19 protein-coding genes and 3 pseudogenes are annotated in these 21,731 nt (G+C 64.5%); 10 read left to right on the plus strand and 12 right to left on the minus strand.

Annotated features, from left to right (window positions below):
- The first annotated feature begins 22 nt into the window (after positions 1 to 22).
- A complete protein-coding gene (locus ACVWW1_RS31150; RefSeq protein ID WP_456658517.1) occupies positions 23 to 430 on the plus strand; it encodes a thiol-disulfide oxidoreductase DCC family protein in 408 nt (135 codons plus the stop codon).
- 57 nt (positions 431 to 487) lie between these two features.
- On the opposite strand, the gene ACVWW1_RS31155 is transcribed toward ACVWW1_RS31150, so the two are convergent.
- The 8 genes and pseudogenes from ACVWW1_RS31155 to ACVWW1_RS31190 all read right to left on the minus strand — a co-directional run bounded on the left by ACVWW1_RS31155 (position 488) and on the right by ACVWW1_RS31190 (position 8,697).
- Positions 488 to 1,430, minus strand: a protein-coding gene (locus ACVWW1_RS31155) for an IS630 family transposase (RefSeq protein WP_456655323.1) whose coding sequence is annotated in 2 segments (ribosomal slippage) — positions 488 to 1,093 and positions 1,095 to 1,430 — 942 coding nt in all. Because the reading frame shifts where the segments join, the coding sequence is not laid out codon by codon here.
- Between the two features lie 136 nt (positions 1,431 to 1,566).
- Positions 1,567 to 2,824, minus strand: a pseudogene (locus tag ACVWW1_RS31160) (flavin monoamine oxidase family protein).
- A 187-nt stretch (positions 2,825 to 3,011) separates the two neighbouring features.
- Complete coding sequence (gene typA, locus ACVWW1_RS31165; protein WP_092121300.1) at positions 3,012 to 4,838, minus strand: translational GTPase TypA; 1,827 nt, start codon at positions 4,836 to 4,838, stop codon at positions 3,012 to 3,014.
- A gap of 282 nt (positions 4,839 to 5,120) precedes the next feature.
- Positions 5,121 to 5,282, minus strand: a complete 162-nt coding sequence (locus ACVWW1_RS31170) for a hypothetical protein (RefSeq protein WP_456658518.1) — start codon at positions 5,280 to 5,282, stop codon at positions 5,121 to 5,123.
- A gap of 75 nt (positions 5,283 to 5,357) precedes the next feature.
- Positions 5,358 to 5,627, minus strand: a complete 270-nt coding sequence (locus tag ACVWW1_RS31175) for a hypothetical protein (RefSeq protein ID WP_456658519.1) — start codon at positions 5,625 to 5,627, stop codon at positions 5,358 to 5,360.
- The gene (locus ACVWW1_RS31180) at positions 5,624 to 7,069 is read right to left on the minus strand and encodes a radical SAM protein (RefSeq protein ID WP_456658520.1); all 1,446 of its coding nucleotides are present in this window, start codon (positions 7,067 to 7,069) and stop codon (positions 5,624 to 5,626) included. Before ACVWW1_RS31180 ends, ACVWW1_RS31175 begins: the two co-directional genes overlap by 4 nt.
- Positions 7,050 to 7,731, minus strand: a pseudogene (locus ACVWW1_RS31185) (prolipoprotein diacylglyceryl transferase). Before ACVWW1_RS31185 ends, ACVWW1_RS31180 begins: the two are co-directional and overlap by 20 nt.
- Before the next feature lie 198 nt (positions 7,732 to 7,929).
- Positions 7,930 to 8,697: a Crp/Fnr family transcriptional regulator gene (locus ACVWW1_RS31190; RefSeq protein WP_456658521.1), complete on the minus strand. Its 768-nt coding sequence runs from the start codon at positions 8,695 to 8,697 to the stop codon at positions 7,930 to 7,932.
- A 201-nt stretch (positions 8,698 to 8,898) separates the two neighbouring features.
- On the opposite strand from ACVWW1_RS31190, the gene ACVWW1_RS31195 reads away from it, so the two are divergent.
- Together ACVWW1_RS31195 and ACVWW1_RS31200 are read left to right on the plus strand one after the other, a co-directional pair.
- Positions 8,899 to 9,273, plus strand: coding sequence for a response regulator (locus ACVWW1_RS31195; protein WP_456658522.1), 375 nt, complete (start codon positions 8,899 to 8,901; stop codon positions 9,271 to 9,273).
- Positions 9,274 to 9,366: 93 nt separating this feature from the next.
- Positions 9,367 to 10,527, plus strand: coding sequence for a hypothetical protein (locus ACVWW1_RS31200; RefSeq protein WP_456658523.1), 1,161 nt, complete (start codon positions 9,367 to 9,369; stop codon positions 10,525 to 10,527).
- 26 nt (positions 10,528 to 10,553) lie between these two features.
- Here the strand turns inward: ACVWW1_RS31200 and ACVWW1_RS31205 are convergent, their stop codons facing one another.
- From ACVWW1_RS31205 to ACVWW1_RS31215, 3 genes and pseudogenes are all read right to left on the minus strand, one after another.
- Positions 10,554 to 11,555: an N-acetylmuramoyl-L-alanine amidase family protein gene (locus ACVWW1_RS31205; RefSeq protein ID WP_456658524.1), complete on the minus strand. Its 1,002-nt coding sequence runs from the start codon at positions 11,553 to 11,555 to the stop codon at positions 10,554 to 10,556.
- 150 nt (positions 11,556 to 11,705) lie between these two features.
- A pseudogene (locus ACVWW1_RS31210) lies at positions 11,706 to 13,270 on the minus strand (alkaline phosphatase D family protein).
- A gap of 245 nt (positions 13,271 to 13,515) precedes the next feature.
- Complete coding sequence (locus ACVWW1_RS31215) at positions 13,516 to 14,928, minus strand: TAXI family TRAP transporter solute-binding subunit (RefSeq protein WP_456658525.1); 1,413 nt, start codon at positions 14,926 to 14,928, stop codon at positions 13,516 to 13,518.
- Positions 14,929 to 15,140: 212 nt separating this feature from the next.
- On the opposite strand from ACVWW1_RS31215, the gene ACVWW1_RS31220 reads away from it, so the two are divergent.
- Both ACVWW1_RS31220 and ACVWW1_RS31225 read left to right on the plus strand, forming a co-directional pair.
- A complete protein-coding gene (locus ACVWW1_RS31220) occupies positions 15,141 to 15,446 on the plus strand; it encodes a 4a-hydroxytetrahydrobiopterin dehydratase (RefSeq protein ID WP_176534427.1) in 306 nt (101 codons plus the stop codon).
- Between the two features lie 95 nt (positions 15,447 to 15,541).
- The gene (locus ACVWW1_RS31225; RefSeq protein ID WP_207834064.1) at positions 15,542 to 15,931 is read left to right on the plus strand and encodes a YkvA family protein; all 390 of its coding nucleotides are present in this window, start codon (positions 15,542 to 15,544) and stop codon (positions 15,929 to 15,931) included.
- Between the two features lie 287 nt (positions 15,932 to 16,218).
- Here ACVWW1_RS31225 and ACVWW1_RS31230 read toward each other — a convergent pair whose 3' ends face one another.
- Positions 16,219 to 17,199, minus strand: coding sequence for an NADPH:quinone oxidoreductase family protein (locus tag ACVWW1_RS31230; protein WP_456658526.1), 981 nt, complete (start codon positions 17,197 to 17,199; stop codon positions 16,219 to 16,221).
- Between the two features lie 90 nt (positions 17,200 to 17,289).
- On the opposite strand from ACVWW1_RS31230, the gene ACVWW1_RS31235 reads away from it, so the two are divergent.
- The 5 genes from ACVWW1_RS31235 to ACVWW1_RS31255 all read left to right on the plus strand — a co-directional run bounded on the left by ACVWW1_RS31235 (position 17,290) and on the right by ACVWW1_RS31255 (position 21,720).
- Positions 17,290 to 18,129, plus strand: a complete 840-nt coding sequence (locus ACVWW1_RS31235; protein WP_456658527.1) for an SDR family oxidoreductase — start codon at positions 17,290 to 17,292, stop codon at positions 18,127 to 18,129.
- 238 nt (positions 18,130 to 18,367) lie between these two features.
- Positions 18,368 to 18,925, plus strand: a complete 558-nt coding sequence (locus ACVWW1_RS31240) for an invasion associated locus B family protein (protein WP_420840908.1) — start codon at positions 18,368 to 18,370, stop codon at positions 18,923 to 18,925.
- 73 nt (positions 18,926 to 18,998) lie between these two features.
- Positions 18,999 to 20,213, plus strand: coding sequence for a 23S rRNA (adenine(2503)-C(2))-methyltransferase RlmN (gene rlmN, locus ACVWW1_RS31245; RefSeq protein WP_456658528.1), 1,215 nt, complete (start codon positions 18,999 to 19,001; stop codon positions 20,211 to 20,213).
- A gap of 4 nt (positions 20,214 to 20,217) precedes the next feature.
- On the plus strand, positions 20,218 to 20,703 hold the full coding sequence (locus ACVWW1_RS31250; RefSeq protein WP_456658529.1) for a hypothetical protein: 486 nt from the start codon (positions 20,218 to 20,220) through the stop codon (positions 20,701 to 20,703).
- A 234-nt stretch (positions 20,704 to 20,937) separates the two neighbouring features.
- Complete coding sequence (locus ACVWW1_RS31255; protein ID WP_456658530.1) at positions 20,938 to 21,720, plus strand: phosphatase PAP2 family protein; 783 nt, start codon at positions 20,938 to 20,940, stop codon at positions 21,718 to 21,720.
- Positions 21,721 to 21,731 lie beyond the last annotated feature (11 nt).

Raw genomic sequence — 21,731 nt, forward strand, 5'->3', positions numbered from 1 at the left:
AAACGCGTCGAAGGAAATCAAGATGAGCGAGTGGCCGGATGACGACGTGATCCTCTACGACGGCGTCTGCATCTTCTGCTCGCGCTGGGTTCGCTTCGTCATCGCCCGCGACACAACGCGCCGCTTTCGCTTCACGCCGATCCAGTCCGACTACGGCACGCGGCTGGCAAAGACCTTCGGCATCGACCCCGACGATCCCGACACCAACGCCGTGGTCCATGGCGGCATCGCCTGGATGAAGTCGGACGCGGCACTGACGGTGCTGAGCCATCTCCCCGGCTGGCGCTGGACCCGCGCACTGTTCACAGTACCCAAGCCGCTGCGCGACGCGGTCTACAGCCTCATCGCGCGCAATCGCTACCAGATCTTCGGGAAGTACGAGACGTGCTTTGTGCCCGATGCGGATATGCGGGGGCGGATGTTGGAGTAACAACCGTCATTGCGAGCGTTGCGAAGCAATCCATCTTTCCGCTAGAGCATGATGTGTTTATACGGAAACGTACCCTGAATTTTTGAGATAGTTGGCGCACTCCTCCTTGGAGAAGACGTCGAGGAGTTCGCCGACCTTGCGCCAAGTCGCTTCGACATCACGCGGCTGCGCGGCTCGCATCAGGTGTTTGAGCTTGGCGAAGACCTGCTCGATCGGATTGAGGTCGGGGCTATAGGGCGGCAGGAAGAGCAGATGGGCTCCTGTGGCGCGGATGGCGTTGCGCGCCGCCTTGCCCTTGTGACTGCCGAGATTGTCGAGAATGACGAGTTCACCCTTTGCGAGGGTCGGCGCCAGCACCTGCTCGACATAGAGGGTGAAGAGCTCGCCATTGATGGGGCCGTCGATGACCCATGGCGCGCTGATCCGGTCGTGGCGCAGCGCCGCGATGAAGGTCATGGTCTTCCAATGGCCGAAAGGCGCAGACGCCTGGAGACGTTGCCCACTCGGTCCCCAGCCTCGCAGCGGCGCCATGTTGGTTTTGATCCAGGTCTCGTCGATAAAGACCAGGCGCGAGGCGTCGATCCTGCCCTGATGGGTCTTCCAGCGCGTCCGTTTACGGGCGATATCGGGACGATCTTGTTCGGCCGGCAGGATCGTTTTTTTTGAAGCTCAGCCCTTCGGCATGGACGAACGTCCACACTGCCCGCACGTCGGTCTTGATCCCGCGCGCAGCCAGTTCCTGCGTCAGCTTCCGCAAAGTGAATGGGCCGGAGCGAATGCGTTTGCGCAGCCAGTCGGCATTGGTGCCGGACAGAACCGGCTTCTTGTGACCGCCGATCTTGCCGGGAGAAACGCCTCCGGTCTCCCGCCGCAGATTCTTCCACTTTGTCACACAGGAAGGACTGATCTGAAGCGCTTCTGCAATCGAACGCACGGTCTCGCCCGCGTCAGCCCGCGCCAGAGCGAGTTCACGAAGATCTTCCGAATAGGGTCGCGTCATCCATGCTGGCCCCCGTTCCAGCATGGAGTTTGAATCAGAAATTGTCCCTTCTGGGAATCCCGATTCCGGCAAAAAACAACATGCTCTAGTGGCGACATGGATTGCTTCGTCGCTGTCGCTCCCCGCAATGACGGTGTCACCATTTGCGCGGCAAAGCCGCCAACACTTCCTTCGCCGCCCTCTCTCCGCTGTCCCGCGCGCCATGCGCGGTCGAGAAGAAGTGCGGCGAGGTGGCCTCTCCGGCGAAGAACAGCCGGCCGTCGACCGGTGCGGCCAGTGCGGCGCGCTTGTCGGCGTGGCCGGGCAGCGCGTGCGAGTAGGAGCCGCGGGCGAACGGGTCGTGCGCCCAGCGGGATTCGCTGAGCGGCCTTAGCTTGCGGCGGAAATCGTTGCCGAGGAAGGAGACGATCTCGTCGATGCTGTGGGCGGCGATGGCGCCGTCGCCGGCGTCTTCTAGCTCTCGCGCAAAGCGGCCGCCGAAGAAGCCTTCGATGCAGGGCTGGCCGAACGGGCGGATGTGATAGGTGCCCATCTCGGTGCGCATGGTGGCGCCGCGCAGATTGCCTTCCTTGGGTAGCGCCTCGGGCTCGGCGAGCGCCAGCGTCACCTTGTCGGCGAGGCCGAGCGGCAGGCTGCGCGCGGCATCGAGCTTGTCCGGCAGTGCAGGCGAAAAGCGGATCGCCTCGTCGGCGATCAGATTGGTCGGCACGGTGACGATCACCTTGTCCGCCTCAAGCACGCCGCGCGATGTCTCGATGCGCAGGCGCCGGCCTGCGTGATCGATCAGCCGGACCTCGCAGTTCCGCGCGACCGATACGTGCTCGCCATAGGCTGCGACCAGCGCGCCATAGCCGCGCTTGACGCGCCAATTGACGTTGCTGTCCTCATAGGCGTCGAAGTCGGCCATCGAGGATCGAGAGCTGGTCGAGCTCGCAGCCATTCACATAGGTCGAGATCGCATCGATCATCGCGTTCCAGCGGTTGCCGGGCTCGAGATAGCGATCGGCGGAGGCGTCCTTGCCGCCGCGCGCGGCCTGCTCGATGCGATCGTAAAACTGGTCGAGCGCAAGCATGAACGCGTCGCGGTCGGCCTGCGGGAATGCCTTGCCATAGGCGCGCTCGCGCCACGGCGGCAGGTCCTTGTTGAGCTCGAAGTTTAGCTGCTGGGCGATGCCGACAAAGCTGTTCTGGTCGGCCGAGTGCAGCCAGCCGCAGCCGACGTCGAACACCACGTCAGGCGCAGCCTGGATCGTATGCGCGCGGCCGCCGAGGCGGTCGCGGGCTTCCAGAACGATGCTGGAAAGGCCGGTGCCCTTCAACGCATGCGCGGCGCCGAGGCCCGCAGCGCCGGCGCCAATGATGGCGACATCGATCGTGGAGGGGAGGGAACTCATAGCCCGGCTCTAGCACGTTCGCCGCCGGGCCTGAAGCTGCCACGCGCATGACTGTCATCACCCGCGAAAGCGGGTGATCCAGTATTCCAGAGACAGCGATGATTGAGCCGAGAGGCCTCGGCGTACTGGGTGCCCCGGTCAAGCCGGGGCACGACAGATTGTTCTGCGCGATAGCTTACGCCACCGCTTAAGCTACAGCCTCTTTGGCCTTTTCGGCGCGCTTGCGCTCGTTCGGGTCGAGATGCTTCTTGCGCAGCCGGATCGACTTCGGCGTCACCTCGACGAGCTCGTCGTCCTCGATATAGGCGAGCGCCTTTTCCAGGGTCATCCGGATCGGCGGCGTCAGGCGCACGGCTTCGTCCTTCGAGGTGGTGCGGATGTTGGTGAGCTGCTTGCCCTTCAGCACGTTGATCTCGAGGTCGTTGTCGCGGGTGTGCTCGCCGACGATCATGCCCTTGTAGACCTTCCAGCCCGGCTCGATCATCATCGGGCCGCGGTCTTCCAGCTTGAACATCGCATAGGCCACCGCCTCGCCCTGGTCGTTGGAGATCAGCACGCCGTTGCGGCGGCCCTGGATCTCGCCCTTGTAGGCGGCATAGCCGTGGAAGATGCGGTTCATGATCGCGGTGCCGCGGGTGTCGGTGAGCAGTTCGCCCTGGTAGCCGATCAGGCCGCGGGTCGGCGCGTAGAACACCAGCCGCAGGCGGTTGCCGCCGGACGGACGCATCTCGATCATCTCGGCCTTGCGCTCGCTCATCTTCTGCACGACGACGCCGGAATGCTCCTCGTCGACGTCGATCACGACCTCTTCGATCGGCTCCTGCCAGGCGCCGGTCGCCTCGTCCTTCTGCAGCACGACGCGCGGGCGCGACACCGAGAGCTCAAAGCCCTCGCGGCGCATGGTCTCGATCAGGATCGCGAGCTGCAATTCGCCGCGGCCCGAGACTTCCATCGAATCCTTGTCGGCGGCCTCGACGACGCGCAACGCGACATTGCCCTCGGCCTCGCGCAGCAGGCGGTCGCGGATCATGCGCGAGGTCACCTTGTCGCCTTCGGTGCCGGCCAGCGGCGAGTTGTTGACGATGAACGACATCGACACCGTCGGCGGATCGATCGGCTGCGCCGGCAGTGGCGTCTCGACGGTGGGATCGCAGAAGGTGTCGGCGACGGTGCCCTTGGTGAGGCCCGCGATCGCGACGATATCGCCGGCATCGGCTTCCTCCAGCGGGGTGCGCTCGATGCCGCGGAAGGCGAGGATTTTGGTGATACGCCCCTGCTCAATGGTCTTGCCGTCGGCGCCGAGCACCTTCACGGCCTGGTTCGGCTTGATGGAGCCCGATGTGATGCGGCCGGTGATGATGCGGCCAAGATAAGGGTTGGCTTCGAGGATGGTGCCGATCATGCGGAACGGGCCTTCTTCGACCTTCGGCGGCGCGACATGGCGCACGATCAGGTCGAACAGCGGCTGCATGCCAGCGTCATGCGAGGCTTCCGGGCTGTCGCCCATCCAGCCCTGCTTGGCCGACCCGTACAGAATCGGGAAGTCGAGCTGCTCCTCGCTGGCATCAAGCGCTGCGAACAGGTCAAACACCTCGTTGATCACTTCAGTCGGGCGTGCGTCGGGGCGGTCGACCTTGTTGATCACGACGATCGGCTTCAGGCCGACCTTGAGCGCCTTCGACACCACGAACTTGGTCTGCGGCAGCGGACCCTCGGCGGCGTCGACCAGCACCAGCGCGCCGTCCACCATGTTGAGGATGCGCTCGACCTCGCCGCCGAAATCGGCGTGGCCGGGCGTGTCGACGATGTTGATGCGGGTATCCTTCCACTGCACCGAGGCCGCCTTGGCCAGGATGGTGATGCCGCGCTCGCGCTCCAGATCGTTGGAGTCCATGGCGCGCTCGGTGACCTTCTGGTTCTCGCGATAGGTCCCGGATTGCTGCAGCAGGCGGTCGACGAGGGTGGTCTTGCCGTGGTCGACGTGGGCGATGATGGCGACGTTACGAAGGTTCATGGCTCTTCTTCTGGTCGTGCAATGGTCAGATGCGCGATCTCGCCGGACCAGTTTGGCCGGCCGCTCGCTCACGTGGCCCAATCGGGGCCCGGATCACGCTCATACCCAAGAAATTTGACGGGGACGCATCACCCCAAAAAGGAAGCCCGGTCAGAGGACCGGGCACCTTGCGCGTTGCGGCGCAATATAGTCAGAAAACGCCAAAAAACAACGGTTTATTGGCGGTTTAAGTGCCTGATTTTCGCTCCGGAAGCCGGTTTTGAGGGGCTTTTCGGGGCCGATTCAGCCTCGCTTCTGCGCCCGCGCGAACACAATCAGCCCGAGCCCGCCAAGCGTCACCAGCACCGCAAGGCCGGTGATCGGGTCGTTGGACCCACCCAGAGTGACACTGAGGACCACACAGAGGGCGCCCGGGATCAGCAGCAGCACCCCGACGATCAGCATGAAAATCGCGCAACCACGCGGCAGGCGCGATTCCTGCCGCGGCGGCTCCGTTGGCGGGGGGCGTGTCGGAATTGCTCATGAGCTTCCCTTGATCGCGGCGCGGATCAGCATCACGCCGGCAAAGCAGACCGCGAGCCCGAGCAGGATCAGGAAGAGAATGGAGGGATCGGTTCTCGACTCGCTCAGGACGCCGAACCCGAACAGGAGGGCGCAGAGCCCGGGCAGAAGAAGGATCAGCCCGAACAGCACCATGAACGCAGTCGCGCAGCCGCCGCGTGGTGGCGGAAGGGGCGGGGGCAGCGAGGGCGGAGATCCATCCGGATTGATGGGGCGGTCGTCGCTCATCGGGGCATCCCCTCACCCTGCCGGGCCTCGCGATAGGTCTGCCCGGCCAGGCTCGCGCGGATGCCGTCGATCTTTCCGTCGCGATAGAACAGATTGTAGGTGTCGAACGGGATGATCGCGCCGCTCTCGGTGACGAAGTGGATGCAGCTTCGCTTGACGTTGCCGACGCAGAAGTTGAAGCGATCGAGAAACTGCACGATGGTGACGCGGAACACGTTCTCGTAAGTCAGGCCGTCCGGCACCTCGAAGCTCGGCAGGCAGCACAGCAATTCGCAGACTCGCTCGCTGGTGTTCAGCGGCCCCGACGACAGCGAGAACAAATCGACGAACTTTTCCCGGAGCACCGGATATTTCTCCGGACTGATCGTGTTGGGCATCACGGCGACGAGCTGTTCCTGCGGGATCAGCGAGGTCAGCGGCAACACCTTGTCGCCGTTGCGCAGGCCGTAGCCGATCGAGATGCTCTCGGGATTGCACGGCAGCGGGATCATGTCCTTGTCGCCGAACACCCCGGTCTCGATCACGCGCTGGCGGATCTCCGACAGCATGATGCGGTCGGTGTCCTTGTTGAAATCCTCGTTGCGGCCGGCGTCCTGCACCGGCTGCAGGGTAACGCCGCGGACGCATGTCCAGGTCAGCGCGTGGCGGACGATGTCGCCGATCTCGGCATCGTTGACGCCGCGCTTGATGGTCGCGACCAGCGTGGTCGAGACGCCGTGGCGTTCGAGATTCTCCAGCGCCTGCTGGCGGATCTTGCGCAGATCCGCGCCACGCAGATTGACCAGCGCCTCGCGCTTCAGCGAATCGAACTGCAGATAGACTTCCAGCCCGCGCTTGTTCTCGGCGAGCTCGGCCACGAAGTCCGGCTCGCGCGCGATTCTGAGGCCGTTGGTGTTGATCATGACGTGGCGGATCGGGCGGGCGCGCACCGCATCCAGGATCGCGAAGAAATCCGGATGCAGCGTCGGCTCGCCGCCGGAGATCTGCACGAGGTCGGGCTCGCCCTCGCTCGCCACCAGCGCATCGAGCATTTTCTCGATCTTCGCCAGCGGCGTAAAGCTTAAGCGTGCCGGTGAGGACTCCGCAAAGCACACCGGGCAGGTCAGGTTGCAGTGCTCGGTGATCTCGATCAGCGCCAGGCAGGAGTGCTGCTCGTGGTCCGGGCACAGCCCGCAATCATAGGGACAGCCGAATTCGGTGTGGCGCTGGAAGGCCAGTGGCCGGTCGCCGGGTTTGATGAAATCCTTGCACAGCCGCCAATAGGCCGCATCGGTCGAGACCAAGGTCGACTGCACGCCGTGCTGCTTGCAGCGCTTCTCGTACCAGACCTCGTTGCCTGATATCTGGATCTTGGTCGGCACCAGGCTCAGGCAGGTCTCGCAAAGCGACTGGGTCTGGCCCCAGAAGATGTAAGGGCGGGACTTACGCAGCGGCGCGTTCATGCTTCAAGCTCACTTTCGGGGCCGTCGCCAGCATGACGGCGGCATAAACCATGACAAACAGCGACAGCAGGTGGAACAGCGAGAACGGGCCGATCAGCGTGCCGTACGGCTTGACGAACTCCCACACGAAGCGCTGCAGCCCGTAGTAGAACAGCACGAGGTAGAATCCATTGGTGATGACAGCGGCGTTGCGGTTCAACACGGCCCAGACATAGAAGGCCGCGAACGCCGCCATCGCCAGGCTCTCATAGAGCTGTACCGGATGGCGCAGGATGCCGTCGCCGAAATCGTGGCCCCAGGGCAGCGTGGTCGGCGTGCCATAGGTGAAATCCTCGAGCCCGGCGAAATAGCAGCCGAGCCGGCCGACCGCGACGCCGATCGCAAGCGGCAGCGCGAACCGCGCACCCGTCCGCAACGAAATGCCGTGCAGCCATTTGTAGAGCTCGATCGCGACGATGCTGCCGGCCAGCGCGCCCTCGACCGAGCGGGCGATGCCGGGGATGCCCGAGAACCACAGGTTCAGCGTGCGCGGCGATATACGTCAGCTCGAAGGATTGCCTCGGGAATTGCAGCCCACGCAGGCGCGACAGCCACCACATCGCCACGGCTGCCGCGCACCATGCTGCGACGTCGAAAACGGCGTGAAGTTCAGCCCCACTCATGAGGCGAGTGTAGCGTGATTTTCGCGTTAGGCGATATAGGTTCTCCCTCTCCCCGTTCTTACGGGGAGAGGGTTGGGGTGAGGGACTGCCTCCGCGAGTTGTGACAGCGATGAGACCCGTACCCCCTCACCCGGATTGCATCTGGCGATGCAATCCGACCTCTCCCCGCAAGCGGGGCGAGGTGAGCCGTGTGCCAGCCTAGTTCGTTGGGTTGTCCTCGCTCGGATACACCCCGCGCAGCACTTCCTCGAAGTGATCCTTCACCGCCTCGTTGCACAGGCAGGAGCGCAGCTTGAGCTTGTCGGGGTCGCGGATCACGATCGCGCCGCGGCGCGTGTCCAGCACACCCTCCGCCTTGAAGTTCTGGATCACCCGGCTGGTGTAGCTGCGGCCGACGCCGAGCAGGGTCGAGAGCTGCTCATGCGTCAGCGGCACCACGCCATCGCCATTGGTGCGCTCGATCGCCGAGATGATCCATTTCGCGGCGCGCTGCTCGATCGAGTGGATCGCATTGCAGGCGGTCGACTGGAAGATCTGCGCCAGCATGCAGTCGGCATAGCGCGCGAAGATGTTGCGCACCGAGATCGACGTCAGCTTGGCGGCGTCGCGGAGCTTGCTGATCGGCAGCCGCACGAACGGCCCGCCGAACTTGACGGTGATGCGGGTATAGGCCGGCAGAAATCCCTGGCTGACGATGCCGCCGACCGCGCCCTCGCGGCCGACTAGGATGGTCTCGACGTCGCGGCCGTCCTCGTTGGCCACCAGGTAGGACGCAAGGCTCGGTCCGCATGGGAAATGCACGATCTGGACGTCGTCGCCGGGATTGTAGAGCAGATCGCCGGCCGCCGCCTCGACCACCGCAAGATGCGGTGCGATCAGCTCGTAATCGGCGGCATTCAGCCGACGCAAGAGATTGTTGAACGGCCGGTCGCTCGTCCCGGCCAAATCGGTCCGTTTCGCAATCATTTGGAAAATCCTGAAAGCCCAACGCGGACCATACTGAAAAAGTTCCCGGATCTATGTTCACTAGTGAACAGACGCGCCGGCTTGCGATGTGATGAGTTTCATCTCGGGAACCACTGGCGTGCTTTCGGGCGCCGGTCGCGGGCCATCCGGCCGGACTGATCCGGTCCTCTCATCCATCATCGAAGCAATGGACACCGCGCCATGGAATCCGCTCGCAATGCCAGCATGCCCGGTGACGTTCTCGTGGTCGAGGACGATCCGATCATCTCGCTCTATTTCGAGGACACCATCCTGGGCTTCGGCGCCCGGACGGTGCGCACCGCTGCGAACGTCGCCCGCGCGCTCGAATTGATCGCCGAGCGCGCGCCGGATTTCGCGCTGCTCGACGTCGGTCTCGTCAGGGGCGAGAAGACCTTCGCGATCGCCGAGCGGCTGGATGCGCTGAAAGTGCCCTTCGCGTTCGTCACGGGCTATGGCGCCGATATCAGGCTGCCGGAATCGCTCGCCGGCAAGCCGCGGCTGACCAAGCCTTGTTCGAGCGAAGCGCTGGAAGCCGCGCTGAAAAACGGACACTGACGGATTGCCGGGCTTCGGCCTCGCCGTCGGTGCGTTCGTCGTCTACCATCCGGCTTATCGGATTCGGCGACGCACAGGCATCGGGAAGTCGTCATGGCGATCGGGACATCTGCCGCTGCGCCCGCAGCGGCGCTCTCTCTCGGGCTGCTCCTCGCGCCGGTTGCAACGCATCCGATGGCCGGCGCGGTGTTGTCGTCGCTGGCCTCGGCTGTCGTCGCCGGTTTCGTGTCGCCGGCCATCGCCGAGCCAGCCGCGCTCACGAGCGAGCAATCGGCCGCGCTCAAGACTTACGACAATGCCCTGAAGAACTTCGTATCGATCCTGCGCCAGCGACGCGCGCAGATCGATTCACATCAGTCGCTGCCCGACTTGCCGGGCCAGGCCCTCTACCTTGCCCGTGTCGAGATGATGAGCGCCTACAAGGATCTCACCGATGCGCTTCCGTCCAGGATCGGAAGACCCAACAGATTCGGAATCCCTCCGGCTTATTTCGACGCCGACAATGAGCCGCTGCTCGATGAGTACAGGAAGCTCTTCGACCTGATGGAGGCGCCGCCCGCCAGCGCGCAAAGCTCCGAGACGCCATTCAAGGACGTGGTCGAGCTGGCGACGGTGATCGCGCGCGCCAGGGGTCTGGATGCCGCTGACGCCGCGGTCGCCGGCCGGATCAGTCTCGGCCTGTTCTTTGCCGAGACAAGCGGCAAGCAAAATGCCGGAAATGCGCGGTCGAACACCTACAAGGGCAGCCTGCAGACCGGCCCGTCCGAAGATCGCAACGGTCGAAAGAAGTGGGCCGCCATCAAGCAATCGATCACGGCCCTCGATCCTGCGCTCAGCCGTCGCGACGACATGGAAGAAGCGCGTGTCGGCAATCTCGATCACCGGTTCAATCACTGGACCGCGGTGCGCGATGCGCTCATGAACGAGCATGCGGAGATTTTCCCGCAGGTCCCGGCGATCGCAAAGGCGCTGCCCAACCCGATCGATCAAATGAAGCTCTTCGAGCTCATCCAGATCATTCCCAGCCCGACCAGGTCCGCGCTGAAGTCAGGCGACCTCGTCAATTACAGAATTTCCGAGCCCAGGATCATGGGATATCTGCGAAACAACAGCGTCTTCGCTTTCGGCCGCGCCGACCGGGCAAGGACATCCGCGAGCTTCCGCGAAATCCTCGATGCGATGTGGCTCTTCAGCCCCAAATTCGAACAGGCGCTGGCCAAATTCGCGGAAATCAAGGCCGGCAAACCGGGCTGAGCCGGGAAGTGCCGATCGCTTGGCGGTCAGAGCGGGCCGAGGAGCGCCCATCGCGGCTCGCAGAATTCCTTGACGGCGGAAGCGACGCCGCTGCTGATCGCGTTGCGGCGCTCGGGCGAGGCCATCTTGAGTTCTTCGTCCCGGTTGATGATCGATCCCGCCTCCAGCAGGACGGCGGGCATCGCGGTCCTTCGCAGCACGATGAGCTTATCGTAGCTGTAGACGCCGGTGTCCTTGTTCAGCAGGGGATGCTGGTCGGGGCCCATGATGGGCTGGCTGTATTGCTCGGCATATTGCAGCCCCTCTGCCTTCATTTCCCTGGCGACCAGCTCGGCGAACAGCAGGCTGGTCTTGAAGTCCGGATTGTTGCGGGAGACGAACACCGAGTAGCCGCTGAAGCGATCGCTGAAATGGCGCTTCTTTCCCTCGAATTCCCAGTCCTCGAGCATCTTGTTGGGCACGGAATCATGATGGATCGACAGCAGGAGATCCGCGTGCAGATCGTTGGCGGCGGCGACCCGCTTGAAGAGGCTCGGCCTCGCTTTGCCTTCGGTCAGCAGCAGCCTGGTTTCGGCAAAGCCGTCGGCCTTCAACTTCTCCGCGATCAGCCGCGCAAGGCTCAGATTGAAGGCGAACTCGGCAACATTGCGTGCGCTGATCGCGCCTTCCGATTCAGCGGTATGTCCCACATCGAGAACGATCCGCAATGTCGAGGGATCGCATTTCGCGGCGGCCGGCTTGGAAGCGAAAGGCGGCAGGGCTACCGGCCCGAGGGCGGCGAGCCGCGTGGCGCGTTGCTTTGATGGCGCGCGGTGCTGCCTTGCCAATCTGGCCGGCTTTGCCGATTTCGCGCGCTTTGGCGCCTTGGGATGCTTCGATGAGCTCTTGAAGAGATCAGGCAGCCAGCCGGCATCGCTGACCTCGATCGGCAGCAGCGCGAACACGGCGATCGCGACCACAAGCAAACGGTGCGGCCGAAGCCCCACGACGATGCCACCGAGCACGCGAATCAATTCGCAGCGCCTCATGCTCCGCCCCTCCGGGCCCCCAGCATAACGGCTCCGATAGAGGTACCGGAAGAGGCTGGTGGCGTCCATCCCCCGTCAATCGTGCAGCCCCAGCCTTGAGGCAAGGGCTGCAGGACAGGACGTCGGGTTCCGTCGCGGCTGAGACCCTGATTACACCGGCTTCGGATCGAGCGTGATCGCCCACAGCTCGGCGTCGACGCGGTCGCGCAGGCTCACCGTCATCTGCCCGCTCTTGCCGTCGATCTTGACGTGACCGAAGAACTGCATGCCGGCCGACGGCGGCAGGTTCTGGTTGGCTTCGCCCGGTGCCTTGACGAACTTCACCTCGGGACCAAACGTGTTGTCGAGCTCGTTCGGACCGAATGTGCCGGCATGCAGCGGGCCGGAGACGAATTCCCAGAACGGATCGAACTCCTGGAACTGGGCCTTGTTCGGGTTGTAGTAGTGCGCAGCCGCATAGTGCACGTCGGCGGTCAGCCACACCGTGTTGGCGATGCCTGCGGTCTTGATGAAGCGCAGGATGTCGGCGATCTCGAGTTCGCGGCCGCGCGCCGGGCCGTCGCCCTGCGCGAACGCTTCCGAGCCCTTCTTGTTGGCGGCATCGTCATAGACGATCAGCGATAGCGGCATGTCGGAGGCGATCACCTTCCAGGTCGCGCGCGAGTTGAGCAGCGCGCGCTTCAGCCAGGCCATCTGTTCCGGCCCGATGAAATAGGCGTCGGGGCCGTAGGTCTCCTGCAGGTTCGGACCGTTGGGGCCGCGATAGCTGCGCTCGTCGAGCATGAACACGCGTCGAGATGCGGGCCGTAGCTCAGCGTGCGATAGACGCGGCCGGGCTCGACGATGCTCTCGCGCATCGGATACATCTCGTGGAAGGCTTTTGCCGCGCGCGCCGCGAGCACGTTGATGTCGCGCTCCTTGTAGGCCGCCGGCAGCTGCTTCGACAGCGACCAGTTGTTGGTCACCTCGTGGTCGTCCCACTGCACGAAGATCGGCACCTCGGCATTGAAGGCGCGCAGATTGCCGTCGAGGAAATTGTATTTGTGCGCGGCGCGGTATTCGTCGAGCGTCTCGGCGACCTTGGCCTTCTCCGGGATCGTGATGTTCTTCCAGATCTTGCCGTCGGGCTGCTTCTGCTCGGCGGTGATGACGCCGTCGGCATAGATGGTGTCGCCGGAATGCAGGAAGAAATCCGGGGCGTGCTTCTTCATCGCGGCGAAGGTGATCATGCCGCCGTCGTCAGGGTTGATGCCCCAGCCCTGGCCGGCGACGTCGCCGCCCCACACGAAGGAGACGTCGCGGCGGTCGCTCGGCGCGGTGCGGAAGCGGCCGACCACGGGCTCGCCGACAATGTCGATATGGGCGAGATCGCGGAAGCGGACGCGATAGAAGATGTCCTGGCCCGAGGGCAGGTTCTCCAGCAGCATCTTTGCGGTGAAGTCGCTCTCCGGCAACGCCGTGATCGGCGGCAGCGCGCGGACATCCTTGAACGAATCTGATGTCGCGACCTCGACCATCATCTGGGAGGGACGGTCCGCGCGCGCCCACACCACGCCGCCGTCGACGCCGACATCGCCGGACTGCACGCCATGGGTGATCACGGGGCGATCGGCCGCGCGCGACAGATAAGGCATCGCAATCACGCCGGCGCCGGCCGCAGCAGCCGTCGAGAGAAAACGTCGGCGGGTCAGTCTTCGCGAGAACCGGATCGTCATGGAACCTCCTCAGGTCACAGCGACAATGCGCCGCGGGCCAGCACAGACCTAGAAAAATTCCATGACGGAGAGATTACAGCGGAGAGTACGCAGCGTGAGGCGAGCACGCACGTCAGGCTCCCTCTCGCGCTTGCGGGAGAGGGTGGGGTGGGGGCTCTCTCCACGAGTCGTATCGCCGAGAGAGCCCCCCACCCGCAAGCGGGAGAGGCGAAGGTGAGCTTGTGGAGAGATTGGGAGAGTAAACCCTACGCCGTGCCCGCCGCCCTGAACTGGCTCGCAGTCCGTTGCAAATTCTGCGGCATGCTGAGCAGCAGCGCCTTGCGGTCGGCCACCGCGTTGTGGAACTGCTCGAGCGCGATGTTGAACGCGGTCAGCGTGCCTTCCTCGATGGCGCCATGCTCGAAACAGTCGAGCGTGTGGCGCAGGATGTCGTCGGCTTCCGCCTGCAGTTGGTCGAGCTCATCGGTCGAATCGCTCTGCCGCGCAGCCTTCAGCATCTCCAGCAGGCGTTCGCGCTGCGAGGTGTTGGTGTTGCGCTCGTCCTGCTTGAGATAGCCGGCGAACCATGCACCGGCCGAGCCCATCGCCGAGAACGCCATCAGGCTCCACCAGATGTAATCGCTGTAGCGGTCGAGGAAGGTCTTTTCCTCGCCGTCGACGAAGGCGGCCGCGCCGGGATGCACCGGAATGGTGGCGTCCTTGTCGGTGTCGGGCGTCTCGATCTTGGCGGCGAGCGGGAAATCGTTCTTGAGCGATTGGCGGATCGCGAACAATTGCCGGGTGAATGCCGCGACCGTCGCGTCCGACAGGCCCTTTCGCGCGACGATATGGTGCGAAAAGCTGATCGTCTTCACCTCGTCGTCGGGCCGGTCGGCCGAGCCGAGCGAGCCGGCGGGAATTTCCGCGGCCTCATAGGCCGGATGGTTCTGCGCGATCGCCTCGGACGCGTCGATCGGCAGGAAGGTGGGCTCGCCGCCGTCTTTGGTCGACGCCGTGATCGCATCGATCGTGAGCTTGCTGTTGGCCGGACCGACGGCAAGATAGGCATCGGCCTTCAGGTTCTTGATGGCCTCGACCGCTTCATTGGCCGGGAATTGCACGATCTCGACCTTCATCGGGTCGACGCCGTATTGCTGCAGGATGAGCTTCAGCAGATTGACGTTGGCCGGCGTGCGGCCGACGACGCCGATCTTGCGGCCGGCAAGCTGCGCGATCTTGGTGATCTTTGCGGCCTTGCGGCTCTTGCTCTTGCCCTTGGCTGCGGGCGGCACCCACATCACCACGACGTTCTTGCGCAAGGTCGCGACTGCCTGCGCATTCTTCGGCACCTCGAGATCGCCGCGGATGATGGCGAGGTCGGCCTTGCCGTCGGCCAGCGTCTGCGCGCTGGCGGTGGCGCCGTCGGTCTGCACCGGGCGCAGCTTGACCTGGGTGTGCTGCTGGTTGTTGAAGGCCTGCGCCAGCGCCTGCACGACCTTGAGGTCATCGCTGCTTGCGGGGCCGACCGCGATCCGCAGCGTCACCGGACGCACCGCGAAATAATACCCGGCGGCCATCGCGCCGACGATGGCGAGCGCGCCCGCGATCAAGACGAACATCAGCCGTCGCTTTGCAGAGCGCAGCGGCTTGGGCGATATGCTGGCGGGGCCGTCTGTCATCGATCTCGCAAACAATCGTCGGGGCTCAATCTCGCAAAACTACCAACGCGCACACATTCTGCATTTGTAGCAAATTCCTGGAGCCACAGATGTTACATCTCCGTCATGGTTACCAGCGGCGATAGGACGCTATTTCGGCCTTATTTTCGGCATGGATCCCACCCCGGAGGCCGGTTGTTAGGCTAAGGTCGGCGTCAAACGGGAGGGTTGCCATGGTCGAAAGGCTGTCAGCGGAAGCAAAGAAGGCCGCGCTTTGGGAACTGGCCGGCTGGTCGGAGCTGGCCGGACGCGAGGCGATCGCAAAGACCTTCGTGTTCAAGGACTTCAACGAGGCCTTCGGCTTCATGGCGCGCGCCGCTTTGGTCGCCGAGAAGAGCGACCATCACCCCGAATGGAAGAACGTCTACAAGACGGTCGAGGTCGTGCTGGCGACCCACGATGTCGGCGGGGTGACCAAGCGCGACATCGACCTCGCCAAGGCCATGAACGCGATCGCGAGGCAGTTCGGGGTCAATTGACCCGGCTGCGCGCAACCTTGCGCCGGTTGGCCGACATCCCCAGATTCGCATGGTCCGCCGCCGATCCGTCGCGCGGCGCCAAAGGGAACCTGGTGATGCCATCGACCAACACCGGCGCGGGATTCGGGCCTGCCGACCGGCTGGCGCAGGACCCGGAAAGCGTACGCCGCCGCTTCTGGATCAAGTTCAAGAAAGTGGTGGCGCGGCTGCCTTTCGCCGAGGATCTGCTCGCCGCCTATTACTGCGCCTTCGACCGGCAGACGCCGCGCCATGTCCAGGCGGCGCTGCTCGGCGCGATCGCCTATTTCATCCTGCCGTTCGATTTCATCCCGGACATGCTGCCGGTGCTCGGCTTCACCGACGATGCCGCCGTGCTCGCAACCGCGATCCGCATGGTGGCAAGCCACATCACCCCGGAGCACCGCGATGCCGCGCGCGCCGCGCTGAAGCGCGGAGTGCCGGAAGAGGGAGCGTCGCAAGCGTAGCGGGAAGGAGCTCTCGATCCGTCATCCCCGCGCAACGGCTAAGCCGTTGTCGCTGGAGGTGCGAGCGGAGCGAGCCTCGAAGGATGCACGGCCCCGCCGGTGGCCGTCGACCCTTCGAGACGCGCGCAAGAGCGCGCTCCTCAGGGTGACGGTGATGGCAAGGAGCGCGGTCGTCTGTTCTCAGACTGTAGCCCGGATGAGGCGCAGCGCAATCCGGGGTCTTACTCACCAATCGATCGAGCGGTCCCGGATTTCGCTGCGCTCCATCCGGGCTGCGCGATCTCAGCTCAGCTTCCCGGATGCAAGATCACCTTGCCCATCGCCTTGCGGCCGGCGAGCACCTTCAGGGCTTCTGATGTCTGCGACAGCGGGAAGGTGCGGTCGACATGCGACGATATCTTGCCTTCCGCGGTCCACTGCACGAGCTTCTCGAGGTTCTTGCGGTTCTTCTCCGGGTTCTGCCGCGCCCACGCGCCCCAGAACACGCCACGGATGTCGCAGCCCTTGAGCAGCGCAAGGTTGAGCGGAATCTTCGGAATGTCGCCGGCGGCAAAGCCGATCACCAGGAAGCGGCCTTCCCATGCGGTCGAGCGCAGCGCGGCTTCGGCATAGGAGCCGCCGACCGGATCGAACACGATGTCGGCGCCCTTGCCATTCGTCAGCCTGCGCAGGCCCTCTTTGAGATCTTCCTTGGCGTAGTTCAGCGTCAGCTCGGCGCCGTGCTGCTTGGCGAATGCGAGCTTCTCGTCTGACGATGCGCAGGCAATCACCTTCAGGCCCATCAGCCTGCCGAGTTCGCACGCGGCAAGGCCGGTGCCGCCGGCGGCACCCAGCACCGCGAGCGTCTCGCCCGGCTTCGGGCTCGCGCGATCTTCGAGTGCATGCAGCGCGGTGCCGTAGATGATGATAATGCCGGCGGCGCGGTCGTAATCGAGATTGTCGGGAATCTTCACGATCGTATTCGCCGGCAGCGCGATCTTGTCGCGCGCGCCGTTGTGGCCGCATGAAGCGACGACGCGGTCGCCGACCTTCAGGTCAGTGACGCCCGCGCCGACGCTCTCGATCACGCCCGCGACTTCGGCGGCCGGCGAGAACGGGAACGGCGGCTTGATCTGGTACTTGCCCTGGATCATCAGGATGTCGAAGAAATTCAGCGCCGCCGCCTTGATCGCGATCACGGCTTCGCCCGGACCCGCCACCGGATCGGGCACGTCAGCCAGCACGAGATCGTCGGGTTGACAGTATTGCGAGCAGAGGATGGCTTTCATGGACACACCTGAGTTTCGGACGCAAAAAGAGCTGAAAGCTTCATGCCGGATTTGCGGCGGAGCGACAATACAGTGCGGAGGGATCAAACTATGTTTGAAAAAGGCCTGCTAGCGAAAAAGCGCATCCTGATCACCGGCGGCGGGTCCGGTCTTGGTGCAGCGATGGGCGGCCGCTTCGCCGAACTCGGCGCCGAACTGATCATCTGCGGGCGGCGCGAGGGGCTGCTGGAGGAAACCGCGGGCAAATTCCGCAGCGAGCTCGGCGCCAAGGTGTCGACCGCGCGCTGCGATATCCGCGACGGCGCCGCGGTCGAGGCGATGATGCATCAGGTCTGGCAGGACGCGCCGATCGACGTTCTCGTCAATAATGCTGCCGCAACCTTTATTGCGCAGAGCGAACATTTGTCATTCCGTGCCGCGGACGCGATACTCGCGCCGACGCTGCATGGCACGATGTACTGCACGCTCGCTGCCGGCCGCCGCTGGATCGACGGCAGGCACAAGGGCGTGGTGCTCTCGATCCTCTCGACCTCGACCATCACGGGCCGCGCCTTCACGGTGCCGTCGTCGATGGCCAAGACCGCGGTGCTGGCGATGACCAAGAGCCTTGCCGTCGAGTGGGGCCCGAAAGGCATCCGCACCGTGGCGATCGCGCCGGGTGCGTTTCCGACGCCGGGTGCGACCGGGCAGTTGCGTCCCGAAGCGCGCGGCGAGACCTGGTCGCAGCGCAATCCGCTCGGTCGCGCCGGCGAGCATTCCGAGCTTGCCAATCTCGCGAGCTTCCTGATTTCCGATCAGGCCGGCTACATCAACGGCGAGATGGTGGTGCAGGACGGCGGCGCGCATTTGCGCAGTTCCGGTGCCGAGGACCTGCTGCAATGGACCGATGCGCAATGGGAGAGGCAGCGTGCGGCGCGCGCCAAGGGTTGATCAAGCGCTGATCAAGGTCAGATGCGCGACAACAAGCACTAAGCATGAATCGAGAATCAATGGACGCGCGCGAGGCTGGGCCGGCGCGAGGGTCCGGGCCAACTGCCTTCCCAAAAAAGCGTTTCCCGGTTATCCATCCGAGCCGGCGGAGGGGAATCGCCGAGCCATCTTCCAGTCACAATGATGGGGGAACCAGTTGGCCGTGCGGCAAATTCTGACATCACTGGCTGTTTGTGTCGTGTGCGGGATCGTCTCCCTCGCGCCGGCGCAGGCTGCACCCAAGAAAGATACGGCGAAGGAAGCGGCCAAGCCGGCGACTTCGGCCGCGGCAGCTGCAGCCGGCGGCGCGGAGCCGACGCTGATCGGCCAATTCGGCACCTGGGGCGCCTACACCGCAGCGCCCAACGGCAAGAAGGTGTGCTTTGCGCTCGCCAAGCCGTCGTCGTCGAAGACCAACCCGCCGAACCGGCCGCGCGATCCGGCCTATGCCTTCATCTCGACCCGCCCGGCCGAGAAGGTCGTCAACGAAGTCTCGATCATGATCGGCTACACCGTGAAGCCGGGCTCGGAATCGACGCTCCAGGTCGGCGGCGGGACCTATGCGATGTACACCCAGGGCGACGGCCTCTGGATCAAGAATGCAGCCGAGGAGGAGCGGATGGTGGAAGCCATGCGCAAATCGGCCGATCTGACGGTAAAAGCCGTCTCGGCGAAGGGCACCGAGACGATCGACAGCTTCTCGCTGAAGGGCCTGGCGCAGGCGCTCGACCGGCTGGGGCAGGACTGCCGGCGCTAAGACCGGCTCTGAGGGAAAAATTGAGGTATTTGGCGGCTTTCCAGCACCGGCTGGAAGGCCTATTTGAGGTTTCATGACCGACACCGTGACCACCAATGCCGTGTCCGGCGCCAGCGCGCTGGTCGAAAAGGTTCCGCTCGAGACCTATGTGCCGCCGGCCAAGCCGTCGCTGATCGGGCTGTCGCGCGCCGAGATCGCCGATCGCCTGGGCGAGATCGGCGTGCAGACTGCGCAGCGCAAGATGCGCACCCAGCAGCTCTGGAACTGGATGTATTTCCGCGGCGCCAAGAGCTTTGCCGAGATGACCAACGTCTCGAAAGACATGCGCGCCGAGCTCGAGAAGCATTTTACCGTCGACCGTCCCGAGGTGGTCGCCGAGCAGATCTCCAACGACGGCACGCGCAAATGGCTGCTGCGGCTGCCGAGCGGCGACAAGGTCGAGCGGCCGCACGAGGTCGAGTGCGTCTACATTCCCGAGACCGATCGCGGCACGTTGTGCGTTTCCTCGCAGGTCGGCTGCACGCTGAACTGCTCGTTCTGCCACACCGGCACGCAACGGCTGGTGCGCAACCTCACCGCCGGCGAGATCGTCGGCCAGGTGATGGTGGCGCGCGACCGGCTGAACGACTGGGCCGATCGCGAGGACGGCACGCGGCGCGTCACCAACATCGTGATGATGGGGATGGGCGAGCCGCTTTACAATTTCGACGCGGTGCGCGATGCGCTGCTGATTGTCGGCGACAATGAAGGCATCGGCATTTCCCGCCGCCGCATCACGCTGTCGACCTCGGGCGTGGTGCCGAATATCCAGCGCACCGGTGACGAGATCGGCGTGATGCTCGCGATCTCGCTGCATGCCGTGCGCGACGAGCTGCGCAACGAGCTGGTGCCGCTGAACCGCAAATATCCGATCAAGGAATTGCTGCAGGCCTGCCGCGATTATCCCGGCGCCTCGAACGCGCGGCGTATCACCTTCGAATATGTGATGCTCAAGGGCGTCAACGATTCGCTCGACGACGCCAAGCTGCTGGTGAAGCTGCTCAAGGGCATTCCGGCCAAGATCAACCTGATCCCGTTCAATCCGTGGCCGGGCACCGCCTACGAATGCTCGGACTGGGAGCAGATCGAAAAGTTCTCCGAATACATCTTCAACGCCGGCTATTCCTCGCCGGTGCGCACGCCGCGCGGCCGCGACATCCTCGCCGCCTGCGGCCAGCTCAAGTCGGAGACCGAAAAGCTCTCGGCCCGCGAGCGCCAGGCGCTGCGCGCGATGGCGATGACGGACTGATCAGATGGCCTTCATCGGCCGCCTGTTCGTCGTCGCCTTCGGCTTCCTGATGGCCTGCTTCGTGGCCGGGATCATCGTGGTCGTCGCGGTGCTGTATCCCGAGATCAGCGATTTCGGCGGGCAGATCGACCAGAGTGCGATTAACGTCGTGCTCGGCTTCGGCTTCATCTTCATATCCGGCTTTGCATTGTTGCCCGCGCTGATCGTGGTGCTGATCACCGAGGCCTTCTTCATCAGGAGCGTGCTGGCCTACGCCGTCGGCGGCGCAATCGTCGGTGCGGCCTGCTATCTCGGCCTGGTTCCGTTCGATCCCGACATGATGCAATTCCACGGCATCGTGCGCCGGCACATGGAGATCATGACCGGCGCCGGCATCGTCGCCGGCCTGGTCTACTGGCTGATCGCCGGCCGCACCGCCGGCGCCTGGCGCGAGCCGCCGCGTCCCCTGCCGCCGCCCCCGCCATTGCCGTCGCAATCGCCGCAGCCGTGATGACGGCTCTCACCCTCCCCTGGAGGGGGAGGGTCGTTGCGCATGGAGCGGAGCGCAATGCGCAGCGGGGTGGGGTGATCCCTCAACTCGGGCAGTGCCGAGGCGGAGAGACCTTCACCCCACCCCGGCTCACATTTCGCTCCGCTCAACGTGAGCCGACCCTCCCCCTCCAGGGGATGGTAAGGCAAGCCGACGCACTTTTCATGCTCATCCGCCTCGGCTAAACCGCGCGCCATGAACCGGACCGGACTCTTTATCGCGCTGGCGCTCGCGCTCATCATCGGCATCCTGTTCGGGGTCTATCCCGAGCTCGACCTGAAGCTCGCGGCCATGTTCTACGACGCCGCGCAGAAAACCTTCCCGCTGAAGCTCGACGCGGTGGCGTCGTTCGCGCGCGATGCGGCGATGTGGGTCGCCTGGGCGCTGGTGCTGCCGGCGATCGTGACCATCGTCTGGAAATTCATCCGCCCCGAACGGCCGATGCTGATGTCCGGCCGCGCCGCGGTGTTTCTGCTCACCACGATGCTGCTCTCGGCCGGCGTGCTCACCAACCTCACCTTCAAGAACTACTGGGGCCGGCCGCGGCCGGTGTTCGTGACGCAGTTCGGCGGCGATTTGCCATTCAAGCCGTGGTGGGACCCGCGCGGCGGCTGCCCGCGCAACTGCTCGTTCTTCTCCGGCGAGGGCGCCACCGCGTTCTGGACCTATGCGCCGGCGGCGCTGACGCCGCCCGTCTGGCGGCCGCTGGCCTTTGCCGGGGCGACCGTGTTCGGCATCGTCACCAGCGGGCTTCGCATGGCCTTTGGCGGGCACTTTTTCACCGATGTGGCGATCGCCGGCTTGGTGTCGTTCTTCACCGTCTGGCTGTTCTATGCGCTGATCTATCGCTGGGCCGCGACCCGGCTGACCGATGCCCAGGTCGATGCCGCGCTGACGCGGCTGGCGATGCCCGGCTACCGGCTGATGCAGCGCTGGCGCCGGGGCGGCAAGGCCGAGCCCGGCGGTACGGAAGCCTGATTAAAGGCGTG

This window comes from Bradyrhizobium sp. JR3.5 (assembly GCF_054057015.1).